This window comes from Micrococcus sp. FDAARGOS_333 (assembly GCF_002206575.2).
GTDB lineage: Bacteria > Actinomycetota > Actinomycetes > Actinomycetales > Micrococcaceae > Micrococcus > Micrococcus lylae.
The window spans coordinates 921529-939811 of record NZ_NJFJ02000001.1 but is presented as its reverse complement, the minus strand read 5'-3'; the positions used below and the strand labels follow the sequence as shown (position 1 = coordinate 939811).

The following is an 18283-nucleotide window of genomic DNA, read 5'->3' as shown; positions in this document are numbered from 1 at the left end:
GGGTCAGAGGACGTCGTCGGCACCCTCGGCCTTGAGGGACTCCACTGCCTTCTTCACGTCCTGGGCGCGGTCCGTGGTGGTCACCAGCAGGGCGTCGCCGGTGTCCACCACCACGACGTCCTCGATGCCGATCAGGGCGATCACGCGATCCGAGTCGGTGACGACTACCCCGGAGGCCTCCGAGGAGTACACGCGCGGGGTGTCGCCGATGACCGTGATGCCAGAGCCGTCCTTGACCGGGTTCAGGCGGGCGATGGCGGCGAAGTCGCCCACGTCGTCCCAGGTGAAGTCGCCCGGGACCACGGCCACGTCCCCGGCGGCGGCGGCCGGCTCGGCCACCGCGTAGTCGATGGCGGTCTTCTTCAGCGTCGGCCAGACCTCTGCGAGGACCTCCTGACGACGGTCCGTGTCCCACGCCTGCGCAATGGTCATCAGGCCGGCGTGCAGCTCGGGCTCGTGCTCCTCGAGGTGCTGCAGCATCAGCTTCACCGGGGCCACGAACATGCCGGCGTTCCACAGGTACTTTCCGGAGCGGACGTACTGCGCCGCGACCTTCGCGTCCGGCTTCTCCACGAACGCGGCGACGTCGAAGGCGTGCGGGGCGTCCTCCAGGCGCAGCGAACGGCCGCGACGGATGTAGCCGAAACCGGTGGCCGGGTGGGTCGGCGTGATGCCGATGGTGACGATCTTGCCGGTGGCTGCGGTGACGACCGCCTCTGCCACGACCTTCTGGAAGTCCTCGAGCGGAGAGATCACCTGATCCGCGGCAAAGGAGCCCATGATGGTGTCCGGGTCCCGCAGGGAGAGGATCGCGGCGGCCAGGCCGATCGCGGCCGCGGAGTCCTTCGGCTCCGGCTCCAGGACGAAGTCGCCCTCCCCCAGCTCCGGGAGCTGACGGGCCACGGCGTCGCGGTGCGCCTGGCCGGTGACGACCATCATCCCGGCGCCGGCCAGCGGCTCCAGGCGGTCCCAGGTCGCACGGATCAGGGTCTGGCCCGAGCCGGTGAGGTCATGCAGGAACTTCGGCGCGGCGGCGCGGGACAGCGGCCACAGGCGGGTGCCCATGCCTCCGGCCGGGATCACGGCGTGGAAGCGGGACAGGGCCTCGGCGGCGGCCTCGGACTGCGGCGCGGGCGCGGTGCTCTCGTTCTTCACGGGGTCTACTCTACGGAACGCCGCGCCGCTTCGAGCGGACCGATGTCCCGGCGGCGGACGGTGCCCTGCACACCGGGGCGCGGGCGGCGCCGTGTCACACAGCCGCCCCCGGAACCCGGCGGAGACCGGGGAGGGTCTATCCTGGAAGGTGGAATCGACTCGCACCCCAGCCCCCTGCCCGCCCGCCCACGGACGCGCACCGGGCCAGTGCATTTCCCTGGGAGGTAATCAACCGTGACTAGTGCCACTGCACAGGCCCCGGCCAAAAACGGCCGCGGGACCCTGTATCGCGGCTACGGCGGGATGTGGTCCTGGGTGGGCCACCGCATCACCGGCGTCGTGATCTTCTTCTACCTGCTCGTCCACGTGCTGGACACCTCGCTCGTGCGCGTCTCCCCGGAGGCCTACGACGCGGTGATCGGCTCGTACAAGAACCCGCTCTTCGCTCTCGGCGAGGCGGGTCTGGTGGCCGCCGTGCTGTTCCACGCGCTGAACGGCCTGCGCATCATCCTCGTGGACTTCTGGAAGGGCGGCACGAAGCATCAGAAGACCCTCCTGTGGGTCGTCCTGGGACTCTGGGTCGTCCTGACCCTCGGCTTCAGCGTCCGCCACCTCATGCTGGCCTTTGGAGGTATGTGATCCATGAGCACTGCTGCTGAGACCACGATCGCCGCTCCGCGCTCCACCCGCGTCGACGCGAAGTACACCCGGGACAAGGGCAAGAAGGGCAACTTCGAGATGTTCGCATGGCTGTTCATGCGCGTCTCCGGCGTGATCCTCGTCGTCCTGATCTTCGGGCACCTGTTCTCGAACCTGATGCTCGGCGAGGGCATCCACGGGATCGACTTCGGCTTCGTCGCCGGCAAGTGGGCCGACCCGATCTGGATGTTCTGGGACCTCGTGATGCTGTGGCTGGCGATGCTGCACGGAGCCAACGGCGTCCGCACCATCATCAACGACTACGCCCAGCGCGACGGCGTCCGCTTCTGGCTGTCCATGATCCTGTACGTGGCCACCGCCGCCATCATCATCCTCGGCACCCTGGTGATCTTCACCTTCGAGCCGTGCATGGTGGACGCCACCGGCCAGCTGCTGTCCGGCACCCCGGCCTTCTGCGCCGGCTGACCGCACACCGACGTCTGACGCTTGCGACGCCGCCCGCACCGACGCGGAGCGGACGTCCACACGAAACGGAAGAGAGAACCTGAGAATGCAGGTACACAAGTACGACGTGGTGATCGTCGGCGCCGGTGGCGCAGGCATGCGTGCCGCCATCGAGTCGGGCCAGCGTGCCCGCACCGCCGTGCTCACCAAGATCTACCCGACGCGCTCGCACACCGGTGCGGCCCAGGGCGGCATGTGCGCCGCGCTGGCGAACGTCGAGGAGGACAACTGGGAGTGGCACACCTTCGACACCATCAAGGGCGGTGACTACCTGGTCGACCAGGACGCCGCCGAGGTGATGGCGAAGGAGGCCATCGACGCGGTCCTCGACCTCGAGAAGATGGGTCTGCCCTTCAACCGCACCCCGGAGGGCAAGATCGACCAGCGCCGCTTCGGCGGCCACACCCGCGACCACGGCAAGGCCCCGGTCCGCCGCGCCTGCTACGCCGCGGACCGCACCGGCCACATGATCCTCCAGACGCTCTACCAGAACTGCGTCAAGCACAACGTGGAGTTCTACAACGAGTTCTACGCGCTGGACCTGCTCCTGGTGGACGAGGAGGCGACCCGCGAGGACGGCTCCTCCTACACCCAGAAGCGCGTGGCCGGCGTCGTGTCCTACGAGCTCGCCACCGGCGAGATCCACGTCTTCCAGGCCAAGTCGGTCGTGTTCGCCACCGGCGGCGCCGGCAAGGTCTTCAAGACCACCTCGAACGCCCACACCCTCACCGGCGACGGCATGGCCATCGCCTACCGTGCGGGCCTGCCGCTCGAGGACATGGAGTTCGTGCAGTTCCACCCGACCGGCCTGGCCGGCCTGGGCATCCTCCTGTCCGAGGCGGCCCGCGGCGAGGGCGGCATCCTCCGCAACGCGGACGGCGAGCGCTTCATGGAGCGCTACGCCCCGACCATCAAGGACCTGGCGCCGCGCGACATCGTGGCCCGCTCCATGGCCGAGGAGGTCCGCCAGGGCCGCGGCTGCGGTCCGAACAAGGACTACGTGCTGCTCGACCTGACCCACCTGGAGCCGGCGCACATCGACGCCAAGCTCCCGGACATCACCGAGTTCGCCCGCACCTACCTGGGCGTGGAGCCGTACACGGAGCCGGTGCCGGTCTTCCCGACCTGCCACTACTTCATGGGCGGCATCCCCACCACCGTCAAGGGCGAGGTCCTCCAGGACAACGACACGATCGTCCCGGGCCTCTTCGCCGCCGGCGAGGTCGCCTGCGTGTCCGTGCACGGCTCGAACCGCCTCGGCACCAACTCCCTGCTCGACATCAACGTGTTCGGCCGTCGCGCCGGCATCTTCGCCGCCGAGTACGCGCACGACGCCGAGTTCGTCGAGCTGCCGGAGAACGGCGAGGCCCGTGTGGTGGAGCAGATCGAGAACCTGCGCTCCGCCACCGGCACCGAGAAGGTGGCCGCGCTGCGCTCGCGCCTCCAGGAGGTCATGGACGCCGACATGCAGGTGTTCCGCACCGAGGAGTCCATCCGCCGCGCCCTGGCCGAGATCGAGGACCTGCGCGAGCGCTACCTCAACATCTCCGTGCAGGACAAGGGCAAGCGCTTCAACCTCGACCTGCTCGAGGGCATGGAGCTGGGCTACCTGCTGGACATCGCCGAGGCCATGACCCTGGCGGCCCTGGGCCGCAAGGAGTCCCGCGGCGGCCACTACCGCGAGGACTACCCGGACCGCGACGACGCCAACTTCATGGCGCACACCATGATCTACCGCGACGAGACCGCCGAGATGGAGGGCGTGAAGGGCATCCGGTTCGAGACCAAGCCCGTCGTCGTCACCCGTTACCAGCCGATGGAGCGTAAGTACTGATGAGCACCGTGAACGAGACCGCCGAGCCGGCCTCCAAGGTCGAGCTGAACCAGTCGGGCGACGGCGCCGGCGCCGTCGAGAGCTTCGACATCATCCTCAAGGTCCGCCGCTACGTGCCGGAGACCTCCGAGGAGTCGTACTGGGACGAGTGGAAGCTCACCATGTACGGCACCGACCGTGTCCTGGACGCGCTGCACAAGGTCAAGTGGGAGCACGACGGCTCCCTGACCTTCCGCCGCTCCTGCGCCCACGGCATCTGCGGCTCCGATGCCATGCGCATCAACGGCCGCAACCGCCTGGCCTGCAAGACCCTGCTGAAGGACCTGGACCTGTCCAAGCCCATCACGGTCGAGGCCATCAAGGGCCTGCCGGTGGAGAAGGACCTGATCGTGGACATGGAGCCGTTCTTCCAGTCCTACCGCGAGATCATGCCCTTCCTGGTCACCTCGGGCCACGAGCCGACCCGTGAGCGCTACCAGTCCCAGAAGGACCGGGAGATCTACGACGACACCACGAAGTGCATCCTCTGCGCCGCGTGCACCTCGTCCTGCCCGGTGTTCTGGACCGACGGCCAGTACTTCGGTCCGGCCGCGATCGTCAACGCGCACCGCTTCATCTTCGACTCCCGCGATGAGGCCGGCGACATGCGCCTGGAGATCCTCAACGACAAGGAGGGCGTGTGGCGCTGCCGCACCACCTTCAACTGCTCGGAGGCGTGCCCGCGCGGCATCCAGGTGACCAAGGCGATCGCCGAGGTCAAGCAGGCCATCCTCGCCCGCTCCTTCTGATCCTGACGATCACACGAAGGGCCCGCCGTCCCGTTCCGGGGCGGCGGGCCCTTCGTCGTTGCCGGGTCAGGTCAGCCGTCGAGAGCCTCGCGCACCCTCTTCGAGTGCGCCACGAGCAGCCACAGGGCGCAGGCCACGAGCATGGCTCCGACAAGCACCAGGACGACCGCTCCGGCCGCGCCGGCGGTGAGGACCATCGTGCCGCCGTCCACGGCCCAGAACGCGGCCGTGAAAGCGCCCAGCACGGTCAGGACGCTGCCGACCCAGCGCACAAGACGCCAGGGGCGGTGCACCAGCCACACGAGCAGCGCGGTGAGCGCCAGCAGTACGGCTCCCACGAGCACGGCGTCCAGCACGGTGCTCTGTGCCGCCGCCACGTCCGCGGCGGTGGGCTCGGCGGTCCCCCAGTCTCGGGAGGTCAGCAGGGCGCGCACGTAACCGGGGTCCCGGTTCAGCAGGACGGTGCCCACCGAGGCCGCGGCGGATACGAGCCCGGCGGCCACGGTGGCCGACGACAGACGCCGCAGCCCCTGCTCCACGAAGGGATGGCGGGCTGCGGCGTCGTGCGCGGTGAGGGAGGAGTCCATGGCCTCCATGGTGCCAGGGGAAGCGGACGGCTCAGGACATGAGCGCGCGCTGCTCCAGGTAGCGGGAGATCTGGCCGTTGAAGGCGAGCACCAGCCACCAGATGTCCACGGCCACGGAGACCAGGCTGACGACCGCCGAGAACATGCCGGCACCGCCCATGAAGGGCAGGGCGAACAGACTCGGGAGCGTGAAGACCAGGGCGAGGATCGCGAAGACGATGCCGGTGACGCGGGCCCAGTTCCTCCGACCGCGAAGGCCGACGTACACGAGCAGGTAGAGGCCGACGACCACGACCATCCAGAAGGCCATGAACGCCATGCCCATGCCGGTCACGATGCCCAACACCTGGTCGATCGACTCCAGCTGGTCCGCACTCAGCTGCTGGCCCTGCTCGGCGATGGACTCGTCGATCATGGAGCGGAAGCCGGCGGCGTCCCCGAACATCAGGAAGCCCGGGACGGCGGACACCACGTAGACGGCCAGCGAGACCAGCGTGGCGGTCAGCAGGGCGCGGTACTTCGGCGGCTCCTCGAGCCGCTGCATCCCGTGGGCTTCGTACGGCGTGGTGCCGTAGCGGGCACCGGGCTGCGGCTGCTGCGGCCAGCCCTGCGGCGGCTGGCCGTACCCGCCGTGAGGCGGCTGGCCGTAGGCCCCCTGCGGAGGCCGGCCGTCAGCGTTCTGCCGGTGGCCCGGGCCCATGCCGTAGGCGCCCTGGCCGGTCGGCCCGTAGTCCGGGCGTCCCTGCCGGTCCTGACCCTGCGGGGGCACGCCGTAGGGTCCCCTTCCCTCCGGGTCCTGTCCGTAGGACGGGCGGTCGTTCTGCTCGGGCATGTGATTCCTCTCGATTCTCTCGGGCGGTCTGTGCTTCTCAGCCGTCGCGGCGGGCATTGAACCAGGCGGTGACCTGGGCGTGGAAGGCCTGGGTGATCCAGAAGGCGCCGGCGGCCAGCACCAGCACGGCGGTCACCACGGAGAAGAGCGTGATGCTTCCGGTGGCCGCCGTGCGGAAGACGAGGGACAGCAGGGTCCCGAGCATGACCAGGACGGTGAACACCAGGCCAGCCCAGCGGGCACCGTCCGAGACCTTCATCAGTCCGGCGAGCACGCCGGCGCCGATGATCAGGGCCCCGGCGCCCGTGGTGAGGGCGCTGGGCATCGGCCCCACGGCGAAGGCGTAGACCACCACGGTCAGCACCACCACGGGCATCAGCCGGACGACGTTCCCCCAGCGCGGCGGGCGGTCGTCCAGGAGCCAGCGCGGATCGTCGGGGTCTCGGCGTGTGTGCATGTCCATGCCTCCAAGGATGGCAGGCGGACCGGGGGCCGGTCACTCGTAGCGCAGCGAGGTGATCGGGTCCTTGCGTGCCGCCCGCACCGCGGGCAGGGCGCCGGCCACGAAGGCGATGCCCACGATCAGCGCCACGATGCCGAGCACGGACAGCGGCTCCACGGCGAACAGCTGCAGCCCGGTGACGTCCTTGAGCGGACCGTCCACGAGCAGACGGTTGCCCACGAGTCCCACGGCCAGCCCCCCTCCGACGCCGATCAGCGAGCCCATCAGGCCGATCACCACCGCCTCCAGGGAGAACAGCCCGAAGACCCTGCCGCTGGTCATGCCGAGCGACTTCATCAGGCCGATCTCCCGGGTGCGCTCCTGCACGGACATCAGCAGGGTGTTGATGATGCCGAAGGACGCCGCCAGCAGGGCGATCAGGCCGAAGCCGTTGAACACCCAGGTCACCGCGTCGATCACGCCGCGGATCATGCCCAGCTGGTCCTCCAGCGTCTGCGCGGTGTAGCCCTCGTCGGCGAGCGCCTGCTTCACGGACGCCTCGTTCGCGGCCATGTCCTCCACGGTCACGGTGGCGTTGAACCAGGTGTTCCGCTGCTCCTCGGGCAGCCCCTCGGTCTGGATCTCGTGAAGCGCGTCCTCGACCTGCACCGACGGCACAGGGCCGGCCCCGGAGCCGGAGGCGAGGGTCTCGGTCACGCCGACCACCTCCGCCTCCACGGAGCCTTCCTCGCCGAGCGGGTCGGAGGCCACGAGGGTGACCCGCTCCCCCAGCACGTCCTCGGGCTCGCTCCCGCCGAGGGTCTCCACCCAGGCGAGCGGGACGGTGACCTCGTCCGCGTCCTCGGCGGGCATGCGCCCGGCCGCCGTGGAGGCCGTCTCGGTCTCGAAGGAGGAGCCCATGAAGGCCACCTGCCACTTCTTCCCGTCGGCCGTCTGGACGTAGTCCGGCTCTACCAGGCGGGTGGTCTCCACGTCCGTGACGTGCTCGATCCCCTCGATCGTGTCGAGGTCCTTCTGTGTCAGCAGGGGCATGCCGAACATCTCGCCGGCGCCGGCCTCCTCCGCGTCATACTCGGCGGGCGCGCCGCTGGTCGGCATGCCGGAGGGCGCCGAGGCCTGCTTGGAGACGTACAGCTCGTCCGGGGCCCCGAAGCCCTCCACCATGGTGTCCACGTAGCGGTTCACGCCGGCGCCGAGGCCGGAGGTCAGGGTGAGGGCGAACGCGCCGATCACGATCGCGATGACCGTCAGGATGGTGCGCAGCTTGGAGCGCAGGGTGTTGGTCAGGGCGGTGCCGAACAGGTCTGCGGTCTTCATCGGTCCTCCTCCTTCCCGACGACGGCCGCGCGGCTCGTCGTTCCGTCTGCCGTCGCCGTGTGCCCGCCGGGGGCGGCTCCCGCCGCCGGGGCGGCGACGGGCGCATCGGAGACGATCTGTCCGTCCTGCAGTTCGACGCGCCGGCCGCAGCGGGCGGCGAGGTCCTCATCGTGGGTGACCACCACGAGGGTGATGCCCTCGTCCCGGTTGAGGCCGAAGAGGATGTCCTCCACCACCGCCGAGGTGGCGGTGTCCAGGTTGCCGGTGGGCTCGTCCGCGAACAGCACCGTCGGGTTGTTCACGAGCGCGCGGGCGATGCACACGCGCTGCTTCTGGCCGCCGGAGAGGTCGGTGGCGCGGTTGTCCGCCTTCTCCGCCAACTCCAGGCGCTCGAGCACCTCCATGCCGCGGCGGCGCCGCTCGCTGCGCGGCACACCGGCGATCTTCAGCGGCAGCACCACGTTCTCCAGCACGGTCTGGGCCGGGTTGAGGAAGAACTGCTGGAACACGAACCCGAAGGTCTCGTTGCGCAGCTGTGCCACGGCCTTCGCCTTCAGCTCGGACACCGGCCGTCCGTCCATGGCGACCACGCCGTGGGAGGGCCGGTCCAGCAGGGCCAGCAGGTGCATGAGCGTGGACTTGCCGGAGCCGGACTTGCCCACGATCGCCACGGACTCCCCGCGCCCGATCTGCAGGGTGAGTCCGCGCAGGGCGTCGAAGCGGGCCTCGCCCTGGCCGTAGGACTTCACGAGGTTCTCGGTCTCCAGGATCGGATCGGCGGCTGGTCGGCCGGCTGGGGCCTCGGGTGGGGTCGGGTCGGTCGGCGGCGCTGCGGTGGCCATGCGTCCCTCTCGTCGTCGGTTGCTGCGGACCGGGGCGAGCCGAACGCGGCAGGCGGGCGGCCGTCGTCGGGAATCCCCCGGCACCACCAGTATCCTCCGGAGACCACGGCGGGGACCTCCCCCCTCAGGAGGAGATCCCCGCGATGCGTCTGCGATCTTCGGCGCAGTCGGACTCAGCCGACCGGCGGCAGGAAGCCGACCTTCCGGTAGACGTCCTCGAGCACCGGGGTGGCGACCTCGCGGGCCTTCTGGGCTCCGGCGGCGAGCAGGCGGTCCAGCTCGGCCGGGTCCTCGAGCAGACCGAGGGCCCGTTCGCGGATGGGGGTCACGGCCTCCACCACGGCGTCCGCGACCGCGACCTTCAGGTGGCCGTACATCTTGCCCTCGAACTCGGCCTCGAGCTCGGCGATCGGCTTCTCGGTCACCGCGGACAGGATGGTCAGCAGGTTGGACACGCCCGGCTTCTGGTCGCGGTCGAAGCGGACCTCGGTGCCGGTGTCCGTGACGGCGGACTTGATGCGCTTGGCGATCACCTTCGGCTCGTCGAGGATGTTGATCAGGCCGTTCGGGGACTGTGCGGACTTAGACATCTTCGAGGTCGGGTCCTGCAGGTCGTAGATGCGGGCGCCGGCCTCCGGGTAGAAGCCGGTCGGCAGCACGAACGTCTCGCCGTAGTGGTGGTTGAACCGCTGGGCGAGGTCGCGGGTGAGCTCCACGTGCTGGCGCTGGTCGTCGCCCACCGGCACGCCGTGCGGCTGGTAGAGCAGGATGTCCGCGGCCATGAGCATCGGGTAGGCCAGCAGGCCCACGCCGGCGGCGTCCGTGCCCTGCTTGGCGGCCTTGTCCTTGAACTGCGTCATGCGCATCGCCTCGCCCATGCCGGTCATGCAGGTCAGCACCCAGGCCAGCTGGGCGTGCTCGGGCACCTGGGACTGGACGAACAGGGTTGAGCGCTCCGGGTCGATACCGCCGGCGATGTACTGGGCGGCGGCCACGCGGGTGCGCTGGGCCAGGGAGGCCGGGTCCTGGGGCACGGTGATGGCGTGCAGGTCCGGGATGAAGAAGTAGGAGTCGAAGTCGTCCTGGGTGCGGACCCAGTTCACCAGTGCGCCCAGGTAGTTGCCCAGGTGCAGGGAGTCGGCCGAGGGCTGCATGCCGGAGAGCACGCGGTGGCCGGTGCCGGCGCCGGCCAGGTGGGCGGTGGTGGACGGATCCTTGGCCAGGACGTCGGCCACGGTGTTCTTCGTCATTGCTCTTCTTGTCTCTTCGTGTGTGCTGCGCGGCGGCCGCGCATGGCTGCTGCGGGCGTCCCGGGGCGGGGCGCTCAGTACTGGTAGTCGGCCACGAGCGGGGCGTGGTCGGAGAAGCGGGTGCCCCAGGACGGGGCGCGGTCCACCACGGCGGAGGTGGCGCGGTCCGCGAGGGACGGGGTGGCCATGTGGTAGTCGATGCGCCAGCCGGCGTCGTTGTCGAACGCCTTGCCGCGCATGGACCACCAGGTGTAGGGGCCGGCCACGTCCCCGGCGAGGGTGCGGGCCACGTCCACGTAGCCGAGCTCGCCGAAGAAGCGGTCGAAGTAGGCGCGTTCCTCGGGCAGGAAGCCGGCCTTCGTCAGGTTTCCCTTCCAGTTCTTGATGTCCCGCTCGGTGTGGCCGACGTTGAGGTCGCCGGTGATCAGGACCTCGTTCCCGGTGGCGGCGAGCTCGGGCAGGCGGCGGACCATCTCGTCCAGGAAGCGGTACTTGTCCTCCTGCTTGGGGGTGCCGACGCCGCCGGTGTGCACGTAGGCGGACACCACGGTGAGCAGGGAGCCGTCCGGCAGGCGCACGTCGGCCTCGATCCAGCGGCCCTGGTCGTTGACGTGGCCGTCCTCGTCCCGCAGGCCGCGGCGGACGTCCTCGATGGGGAACCGGGTGGCGATCGCCACGCCGGCCCGCCCCTTGGCGGCGGCCTCCACGTCCACCAGATGCACCTCGTCCCAGGCGCCGTCCACGATCTCGGGGATCAGGGCGGCGGTGATCTCCTGCGGGGCCCGGACCTCCTGGAGGGTCATGATGTCCACGCCGCGGCCGGCGAACCAGCCGATCATGCCCTTGCGGTGGGAGGCGCGGATGCCGTTGACGTTGACCGAGGCGATGCGCACCGCACCCTCGGCCTTGGGGGCGCCGGCGTTGGCGTGGATGATCGGCTCGCCCTCGGCTGGCTCGGGGTATTTGCCGGTGACGGGGTCCTTCTGGGGCAGCTGCGCCATGTCAGCCCACCACCGTTCCGGACACCGGGCCCTCACCCTCGCCCTTGCGGGCGTCGTCGCCCTTGATCATGTCCCGCGCGTTGGAGGCGGTGATGTCGATGGTCTCCAGCGCCCGGTCCACCATGTCCCGGTCCAGCTCGTCGGAGGCGAGCTGCTCGCGCACCACCTTCACCTGCACCTGGCAGATCTTGAAGGAGTGGTCCAGCTTGGTGTCCCGCATCGGGTCCGCGGACGTCTGCGCGCCGGCGGCCGCCGGGGCCTCCTGGCGGTGGGCGGTGTTGGCGACCATGGAGTCCACGCGGCGGGCGGCGCCTTGGATCCCCCTGCGCATCAGCAGGAACACGACGATCGCGAAGATCAGCCAGCCGGCGGAGATCGCCACGAGCAGCCATCCGATGACCGAGTTCTGGTTGGCCGCGAACAGCAGCGCCACCAGCAGCACGGTGATCATGACCGCGAAGCCCAGACCGCCGACCTGCAGCCCTCCTCCTCGTGCGTTGCGGGGCGTGCCGGGGGCACCGGGCAGGGCGTTGGCCATGGGTGTGCTTCCTCTCCTCGAGGGCTCGCGTGCGGGATCAACCTCCATTCTCCCGCACCGGCGGTGCCGGTGCCACTCGGGCCCGGACCGAGGTGAGGCGTCCCGACGACGGCACCGTCCGTCGTCGTGCCTCTGGCCTTTCCGTGGGGCGGTGGGCGCGAGGAGAACCGGGGCGCGGGACGCCGCGGCTCAGCGCGCGGCCGGGCGCGCGGCGCCGGAGGCTGGACGGGACCGGCCTCGGAGCGCGGTGGCGACGAGAGCGCCCAGGGCACCGCCGAGCACGGCCCAGAGGACGTCGTCGACGGTGATGGACCGATCGCCCGGGACCACGGTCTGCAGCAGCTCGATGCCCACTCCGAGCGCGAGGAAGACCACCGCTGTGCGGGCCACGGACCAGCGGAAGGCCCACGCCGCCACAAGCCCACCGACGGCGAACATCGCGATGTTGAACAGGGGCTCGAGGTACGCGGTGGCGGCCACGCCGTCCGCGGCGGTGAACACGGAGCGCAGTGGGACCAGGTCCACGCGGTCGGACAGGGGCCTGTCGTAGCCACCGCCCATGCCGACGGTGCCGACGAGGGTGACCACCGCGACGCCCATGAGCCACATCACGAACAGCCAGAGCGCCGTCACCCGGTCCAGGGACCAGCCGCGCGGCAGCCACCGCCACCTCAGGACGGCCAGGACGACGGCAACGGCCACGCCGAGGCCGACGAGCAGGGGCAGGAATCCTGCGTAGGTGCTGATCCACGAGCTCATGGACCCCCTCCATTCTTTTCTCTTTAATAGACTTTCATGGATACTGAGTAGCATCTGGTCACGATTGACCCCTGCCCGGAACATGAGCTTGATCTTCTTGCTGTTGCAGCTCTTTCTCGTCACGTCAGGCTCCTGAAGCGATCGGAACCGTTCATCGAGGCCCCTGGCCTATCCTGTCCCGGTGACCGAGACGACCCCGGAGGCCACCTCCACGCGCTTCAGCCCGGAGCAGACCCGCATCCTGCTGGTGCTGCTCATGCCGCTGTTCCTGGCCTTGATGAGCGTGTCCGTGGTGAACGTGGCGGTGCCGGCGATCGAGCGCGGCCTCGGCGCCACCGCCGCGGACCTGCAGTGGGTGCTCTCCGGCTACACCCTGACCTACGGCGTGGTGCTCGTGGCCGCCGGCCGTGCCGGCGACCTCTGGGGCCGCAAGCCGCTGTTCCTGGCCGGCATCCTCGTCTACGTGATCGGCTCGCTGCTGTCCGGGTTGGCCGCGAACGCGCTGATGCTCAACGCCTCGCGTCTGCTCATGGGCTGCGGGGCGGGCCTGTTCAACCCGCAGATCATCGGCGTCATCCAGTCCTCCTTCACCGGGCGTGCACGCGGCCGGGCCTACGGGTTCTTCGGCACCGTGATCGGCCTGGGCGTGGCGGTGGGCCCGCCGGCCGGCGGCGCGCTGCTCGGCGTGGCGGGGGACGACTGGGGCTGGCGCTGGCTGTTCCTGATGAACGTGCCGCTGGGCCTGGCCGCTCTGGTGATGGGCCTGCTCTGGCTGCACCCGCCGACGCAGACCTCAGCAGACCTGGTGCCCAGGGGGCTGAAGTACCTGGATCCGGTGGGCATGACGCTGCTGGCCGCCGCGACCGTCTGCCTGATGCTCCCGTTCATCCTCACGGACGCACTGTGGCTTCTGGCCGTAGCCGCCGTGCTGGTGACCGCCTGGTGGGCGTGGGAGGTGAGGGTGCGGCGGACCGCCGTGCAGACCGGCGTGTACCCGATGGTGGATCCGGCCCTGTTCCTCCGCCCGTCCTTCAGCCTCGGCACCCTGCAGGTGACCGTGTACATGGCCGCCATGCCGGCCGCGTTCGCCGTGGTGGCGATGTTCGCCCAGGAGGGGCTGGGGCTGAGTCCGTTCCTGGCCGGCGTCTCCACCCTCGGCTCAGCACTGATGGTGGTGTCGCTCTCGGCGTGGATCGGTGCGCGGGTGGACCGGTTCGGCCCATGGTTCGTGTTCGCCGGCGGGGTGCTGGCCGTGGTCTCCGCGCTGCTGCTGATCCTGGCGTTCGCGCGCGTGACGGACGGGTCCTGGCCGTTCTGGACCGTGGCACTGATCCTGCTGCCCCAGGGCGTGTCCCAGGCGCTGATCATGACCAGCACCCAGGTGCTCATGATGGACGACGTGGCCCCCCGCGAGGCCGGCGCCGCCGGTGGCGTCTCCCAGACCATCCAGCGCATCGGCACCTCCACCGGCATCGCCGCGGTGACCGGTGTGTACTTCGTGACCGCCGCCGGGATGCGGGACGCCTCCGCGCGCGAGGCCTCCGGCGCGGCCGCGGTGGACGCCCTGTGGGTCGTGCTGGTCTGCTGGTGCGTGGTGCTGGCCGTCGGTGCGGCAGACCTGGCGCGCCGCGGCGTGCAGCGCCGGCGGGAGCGCCGCACCGCCTGACGGCTCAGCGTAAGAAGGGCCTGGTCAGCGCAGGAAGAGCCTGGCCAGGCGACGCGAGGCGAACACCAGGCCCGCGGCGGCCATCACCACGAAGTAGAGGATGCGCCCGGCGGTGGCCCAGGTGACCACGCCGACGGCCAGGTGCCGCATCATCTCCACCGCGTGCCACAGCGGCAGCGCCTGGATGAACCACTGCACGCCGGTGGGGTACACCTGGAGCGGGAAGAACGTGGCGGAGAACAGGAACATCGGCAGCATCACGATCATGATCCAGTCCATGTGCTGGAACGTCTTCATGTAGCTGGTCACCGCCATGCCGACCGCCGCGAACCCGAACGCCACCAGCAGCGCGCCGGGCACCATGAGCAGCGCGGTCCAGCTGGTCACCAGCCCCATAAGCGCCATGACGATCAGGAAGGACGCGGCGTACACGGCGCCGCGGAACAGGGCCATGAGGATCTCGCCGAGGGCCACGTCCAGGGGGCCGAGGCGGGTGGCGAGCATGGTCTGGTAGGTCTTCGCGTAGCGCAGCTTGAAGAAGACGTTCCAGGTGGAGTCGTACACGGCGCCGTTCATGGCGGACACCGCCAGCAGCGCCGGTGCGATGTACATGCCGTACGGGATCGGCTGTCCGTCCGGGCCGGGCAGCTCGCCGATCAGCGAGCCCAGCCCGATGCCCAGGGACAGCAGGTACAGCACCGGCTCCGCGAAGCCCGAGACGAAGACCGCCCAGTTGTTCGACTTCAGGGACAGGAACGCCCGCTCCAGCACGGCGCGGATGTTGCCGGAGTACATGCCGGACAGGGCGCCGGTACGGACGGTGATCTCCGGCATCGGCGGGACGGCGTCGGCGGCGGTGCCCGGCGTCCCGACGACGGTCGCTTCCCCGGGTCCTGCCACCTCGCCGGCGGCGGTGGTCGCCTCGCCGGAGGCCTCCGCCGCCGATGAGGCGCGGTCCGCGCGGCGGGATAGGACGGAGCCGCGGGGCCCCTTCTTCCGCGTCACCACCGCGTCCGGGTCCGGACGGCCGGACCGCCAGCCGAGCCGGCGGGTGTAGATCGCGACGGCCACCAGGGCGCCGGAGGCGGCCAGGCCCATCAGGTAGAGCACGTGCACCGCGGTCAGCCAGGCCGGGTTGTCCATGCCGTAGGACAGCACGCGGCCGAGCTGGGCGGCGTGCCACTGCGGGGAGATCCAGCCGATCCACTGCAGGGACAGCGGCAGCTGGGTCAGCGGGTAGAACGTGGCGGAGAACAGGAACAGCGGCATCACCACGAACCGTTGGAGCAGGGCGAACTGGCCCTTCTCGTCCCGGATGGACGCGGCGAACGCCATGATCCAGGAGCCGATCGCCAGGCCCCCGAGCGTCGCGGAGAACACCTGCAGCCAGGACCACGGGGAGTCCGTGGCGCCGAAGGCCGTCATGATCAGGTAGAAGACCGTGGACTGGGCCAGGAACCGCAGCGACACGGCGGTCAGGTGGCCGGCGGCGATCTGCGCCGGGCTGAGGGGGGTGGCCTGCGGGGCGTAGTAGATCCGGTGCCATTTGAAGCCGTCCATCACCGGGTAGGAGAACTCCACGGAGGCGGTCATCAGCGCCGAGGACGCCAGGAGCGCCGGCGCGATGAACTGCAGGTACGTGGCGCCGCCCAGCACCTCGGCGGAGGCCCCGCCGCTGATCAGCGTGGCCAGGCCGAGGCCCATGGCCAGCAGGTAGACCAGCGGCTCGCCCACGGCGTTGACCACCAGCACCGAGCCGTAGCGGCGCATGGAGCGCAGCTGGTGCTCGGCGAAGTACCAGAGCCCGCGGCGCCTGACACGGCGCGCGGATTCGGCCGGACCGAAAGGAGGCTGCAGCGGGCCGGACGCCGTGGAGGTGCCGGCCGTGCCGCCCGGCGCGGTGCCTGCGGCATCCCGGCGCGCGGACGAGGAGCCGGGGCGGCCGCCGGAGGAGGCGGCCGTCGTCGGGAAGGTCTCGGCCATGCTCAGTCCACCAGGGTGCGGCCGGTGAGGATGAGGAACACGTCCTCCAGGGAGGCGCGGCGGGTCAGCGCGGTGACCGGTGCGGTCACGCGGCCGGCCTCGGCGAGCGCGGTGACGGCGTCCTGGAGCTCGTCGGCGCGGTCGCCGTAGAGCAGCACACGGTCCGGGAGGACCTCGATGCGGTGCACGCGGGTCTCGGCCCGCAGCACCTCGGCGGCGGCCTCGTTGCGGTCCGTGCCGAAGCGGACCTCGAGGACCTCGCGGGAGGCGTGCTCGCGGATCAGCGCCTGCGGGGTGCCGGCGGCCATGATCTGCCCGCCGTCCACGACCACGAGCCGGTCGCAGAGCTGCTCGGCCTCGTCCATGTAGTGCGTGGTGAGCACCAGCGTGGTGCCCCGCTCCTTCAGCCGGTAGAGGCGGTCCCAGAGGATGTGGCGGGCCTGCGGGTCCAGGCCGGTGGTCGGCTCGTCCAACAGCAGCAGCTGCGGCTCGTTCACCAGGGCGCGGGCGATCACCAGGCGGCGCTTCATGCCGCCGGAGAGGGCATCGGCCTTGGTGTCCGCCTTGTCCGTGAGCTGCGCGAACTCCAGCAGCTCCAGGGACTTGGGCTTCAGGTAGGAGTAGGGCAGGCCGAAGTAGCGGCCGTAGATCAGCAGGTTGTCCCGGGCGGTGAGCTCCTCGTCCAGGTTGTCCTGCTGCGGGACCACGCCCAGGTGCGCGCGGACCGCGGGGCCGTCCTCCTCCGGGTCGATGCCCATGATGGACAGCTCGCCCTCCGTGCGCTGGGAGACGCCCGCGAGCATGCGCATGGTGGTGGACTTGCCCGCGCCGTTCGGTCCCAGCAGGCCGAAGCACTCCCCCGGCGTGACGTCCAGGTCGATGCCCTGGACCGCGTGGAAGTCGCCGTACTGCTTGCGCAGGCCGCGGGCGCGGATGACGGACGTACCCGAGGTGCCGGCGGCGGTCTCGGTGGCGGAGGGCACGGGGGTGCCCGCAGAGGAGGTGGTGTGGCTCACGCCAGCATCCTACGCGTGGACGCCGGAACCGGGGCAGGCAGACACGGACTCCCGCCCCGGTCCCGCGCAGGCAGACGCTCCGGAAGGTGCCATGCCGGCCATCGCGCACCGGGCTGCGGCCGGCGCCCCTCCGCCGGCCGACCCGCACGGGGACGGCGGCCGGGTCAGCCCAGCGGGCTCAGCGGGCCTCCCCCGCCCAGTCGCCGGAGACGGCGGCGCGCTCGGCGGCCTCCACCACGTTGGCGAGCAGCATGACGCGGGTCATCGGGCCCACGCCGCCGGGATTAGGCGCCATCCAGGAGGCCTTCTCCGCCACGGCCGGGTCCACGTCCCCGGCGATGCGGGAACGGCCCTCGGCATCCGTGGTGCGGGAGACGCCCACGTCCAGGACGATCACGCCCTCCTTGACCTGCTCCGGCTTCACCATGTGGGCGGAGCCGGCGGCGGCGATGACCACGTCGGCCGCCGCCAGCAGCTCGTCCAGGTTGGTGGTGCCGGTGTGTGCCAGGGTCACCGTGGCGTTGACCTCGCGGCGGGTGAGCACCAGGCCGGCGGGCCGGCCGATGGTCACGCCGCGGCCGATCACCAGCACGTGCTTGCCCGCGAGCTCCACGCCATGGCGCTTGAGCAGCTCCACGCAGCCGGCCGGAGTGCACGGCAGCGGGGAGTCCAGCTCGCCGCCCACGGAGGCGACCAGCCGGCCCAGGTTCATCGGGTGCAGGCCGTCGGCGTCCTTGGCCGGGTCGATGGCCTCGAGCACCTTCTGGGTGTCCACGTGCTTCGGCAGCGGCAGCTGCACGATGTACCCGGTGCAGTCCGGGTCCTCGTTCAGCTCGCGCACGGCCTCGAGGACCTGCTCCTCGGTGGCGTCGGCCGGCAGTTCCTTCTGGATGGAGTGGATGCCGACCTCCGCACAGTCGCGGTGCTTGCCCGCCACGTACTTCTGCGAGCCGGGGTCCTCGCCCACCAGGACGGTGCCCAGGCCCGGGGTGAGGCCACGCTCGGCCAGCGTCGCCACGCGTCCGCGCAGCTCATCCTTGATGGCCGCCGCGGTGGCCTTGCCGTCCAGCTTCTGTGCTGTCATCTGG

At 70.6% G+C, this 18283-nt stretch carries 18 protein-coding genes; 5 read left to right on the top strand and 13 right to left on the bottom strand.

Going from position 1 to position 18283, the window contains the following annotated elements; translation table 11 throughout:
* Positions 1 to 3: 3 nt before the first annotated feature.
* Positions 4 to 1155, bottom strand: coding sequence for a mannose-1-phosphate guanylyltransferase (locus CEQ11_RS04190; RefSeq protein WP_227718733.1), 1152 nt, complete (start codon positions 1153 to 1155; stop codon positions 4 to 6).
* 234 nt (positions 1156 to 1389) lie between these two features.
* On the opposite strand from CEQ11_RS04190, the gene sdhC reads away from it, so the two are divergent.
* The 4 genes from sdhC (at position 1390) to CEQ11_RS04170 (ending at position 4941) form a co-directional block, all read left to right on the top strand.
* Positions 1390 to 1794, top strand: coding sequence for a succinate dehydrogenase, cytochrome b556 subunit (sdhC, locus tag CEQ11_RS04185; protein ID WP_088477838.1), 405 nt, complete (start codon positions 1390 to 1392; stop codon positions 1792 to 1794).
* A 3-nt stretch (positions 1795 to 1797) separates the two neighbouring features.
* Positions 1798 to 2280, top strand: coding sequence for a succinate dehydrogenase hydrophobic membrane anchor subunit (locus tag CEQ11_RS04180; protein WP_088477837.1), 483 nt, complete (start codon positions 1798 to 1800; stop codon positions 2278 to 2280).
* A gap of 85 nt (positions 2281 to 2365) precedes the next feature.
* Positions 2366 to 4153, top strand: coding sequence for a succinate dehydrogenase flavoprotein subunit (sdhA, locus tag CEQ11_RS04175; protein WP_070638732.1), 1788 nt, complete (start codon positions 2366 to 2368; stop codon positions 4151 to 4153).
* Positions 4153 to 4941 (top strand): succinate dehydrogenase iron-sulfur subunit, encoded by a 789-nt coding sequence (locus tag CEQ11_RS04170; RefSeq protein ID WP_067188035.1) that lies wholly within the window; start codon positions 4153 to 4155, stop codon positions 4939 to 4941. The genes sdhA and CEQ11_RS04170 overlap by 1 nt, the downstream gene beginning before the upstream one ends.
* A 71-nt stretch (positions 4942 to 5012) precedes the next feature.
* On the opposite strand, the gene CEQ11_RS04165 is transcribed toward CEQ11_RS04170, so the two are convergent.
* The 9 genes from CEQ11_RS04165 to CEQ11_RS04125 all read right to left on the bottom strand — a co-directional run bounded on the left by CEQ11_RS04165 (position 5013) and on the right by CEQ11_RS04125 (position 12530).
* Positions 5013 to 5528, bottom strand: coding sequence for a hypothetical protein (locus CEQ11_RS04165; RefSeq protein ID WP_088477836.1), 516 nt, complete (start codon positions 5526 to 5528; stop codon positions 5013 to 5015).
* A gap of 31 nt (positions 5529 to 5559) precedes the next feature.
* On the bottom strand, positions 5560 to 6360 hold the full coding sequence (locus CEQ11_RS04160) for a hypothetical protein (RefSeq protein ID WP_088477835.1): 801 nt from the start codon (positions 6358 to 6360) through the stop codon (positions 5560 to 5562).
* Between the two features lie 37 nt (positions 6361 to 6397).
* Positions 6398 to 6823, bottom strand: a complete 426-nt coding sequence (locus CEQ11_RS04155) for a hypothetical protein (RefSeq protein WP_067188026.1) — start codon at positions 6821 to 6823, stop codon at positions 6398 to 6400.
* Positions 6824 to 6856: 33 nt separating this feature from the next.
* Complete coding sequence (locus CEQ11_RS04150) at positions 6857 to 8140, bottom strand: ABC transporter permease (protein ID WP_088477834.1); 1284 nt, start codon at positions 8138 to 8140, stop codon at positions 6857 to 6859.
* Positions 8137 to 8982, bottom strand: a complete 846-nt coding sequence (locus CEQ11_RS04145) for an ABC transporter ATP-binding protein (protein ID WP_088477833.1) — start codon at positions 8980 to 8982, stop codon at positions 8137 to 8139. Before CEQ11_RS04145 ends, CEQ11_RS04150 begins: the two co-directional genes overlap by 4 nt.
* Positions 8983 to 9155: 173 nt before the next feature.
* Positions 9156 to 10232 carry a tryptophan--tRNA ligase gene (trpS, locus tag CEQ11_RS04140; protein ID WP_088477832.1) on the bottom strand — a complete coding sequence of 359 codons (1077 nt, stop codon included), beginning with the start codon at positions 10230 to 10232 and terminating at the stop codon, positions 9156 to 9158.
* Positions 10233 to 10306: 74 nt separating this feature from the next.
* Positions 10307 to 11233 (bottom strand): exodeoxyribonuclease III, encoded by a 927-nt coding sequence (locus CEQ11_RS04135; RefSeq protein WP_088477831.1) that lies wholly within the window; start codon positions 11231 to 11233, stop codon positions 10307 to 10309.
* 1 nt (position 11234) lies between these two features.
* A complete protein-coding gene (locus CEQ11_RS04130) occupies positions 11235 to 11771 on the bottom strand; it encodes a hypothetical protein (protein WP_088477830.1) in 537 nt (178 codons plus the stop codon).
* A gap of 189 nt (positions 11772 to 11960) precedes the next feature.
* The gene (locus CEQ11_RS04125) at positions 11961 to 12530 is read right to left on the bottom strand and encodes a VanZ family protein (protein WP_193762980.1); all 570 of its coding nucleotides are present in this window, start codon (positions 12528 to 12530) and stop codon (positions 11961 to 11963) included.
* Positions 12531 to 12711: 181 nt separating this feature from the next.
* On the opposite strand from CEQ11_RS04125, the gene CEQ11_RS04120 reads away from it, so the two are divergent.
* Entirely contained in the window at positions 12712 to 14196 is a 1485-nt protein-coding gene (locus CEQ11_RS04120; RefSeq protein ID WP_227718732.1) for an MFS transporter, read from the top strand.
* Between the two features lie 24 nt (positions 14197 to 14220).
* Here CEQ11_RS04120 and CEQ11_RS13430 read toward each other — a convergent pair whose 3' ends face one another.
* From CEQ11_RS13430 to CEQ11_RS04105, 3 genes are all read right to left on the bottom strand, one after another.
* Positions 14221 to 16179 (bottom strand): ABC transporter permease, encoded by a 1959-nt coding sequence (locus CEQ11_RS13430; RefSeq protein WP_102957483.1) that lies wholly within the window; start codon positions 16177 to 16179, stop codon positions 14221 to 14223.
* A gap of 2 nt (positions 16180 to 16181) precedes the next feature.
* A complete protein-coding gene (locus CEQ11_RS04110) occupies positions 16182 to 17162 on the bottom strand; it encodes an ABC transporter ATP-binding protein (RefSeq protein ID WP_088478893.1) in 981 nt (326 codons plus the stop codon).
* A 211-nt stretch (positions 17163 to 17373) separates the two neighbouring features.
* On the bottom strand, positions 17374 to 18279 hold the full coding sequence (locus tag CEQ11_RS04105; RefSeq protein WP_088478892.1) for a bifunctional methylenetetrahydrofolate dehydrogenase/methenyltetrahydrofolate cyclohydrolase: 906 nt from the start codon (positions 18277 to 18279) through the stop codon (positions 17374 to 17376).
* Between the last annotated feature and the right edge of the window lie 4 nt (positions 18280 to 18283).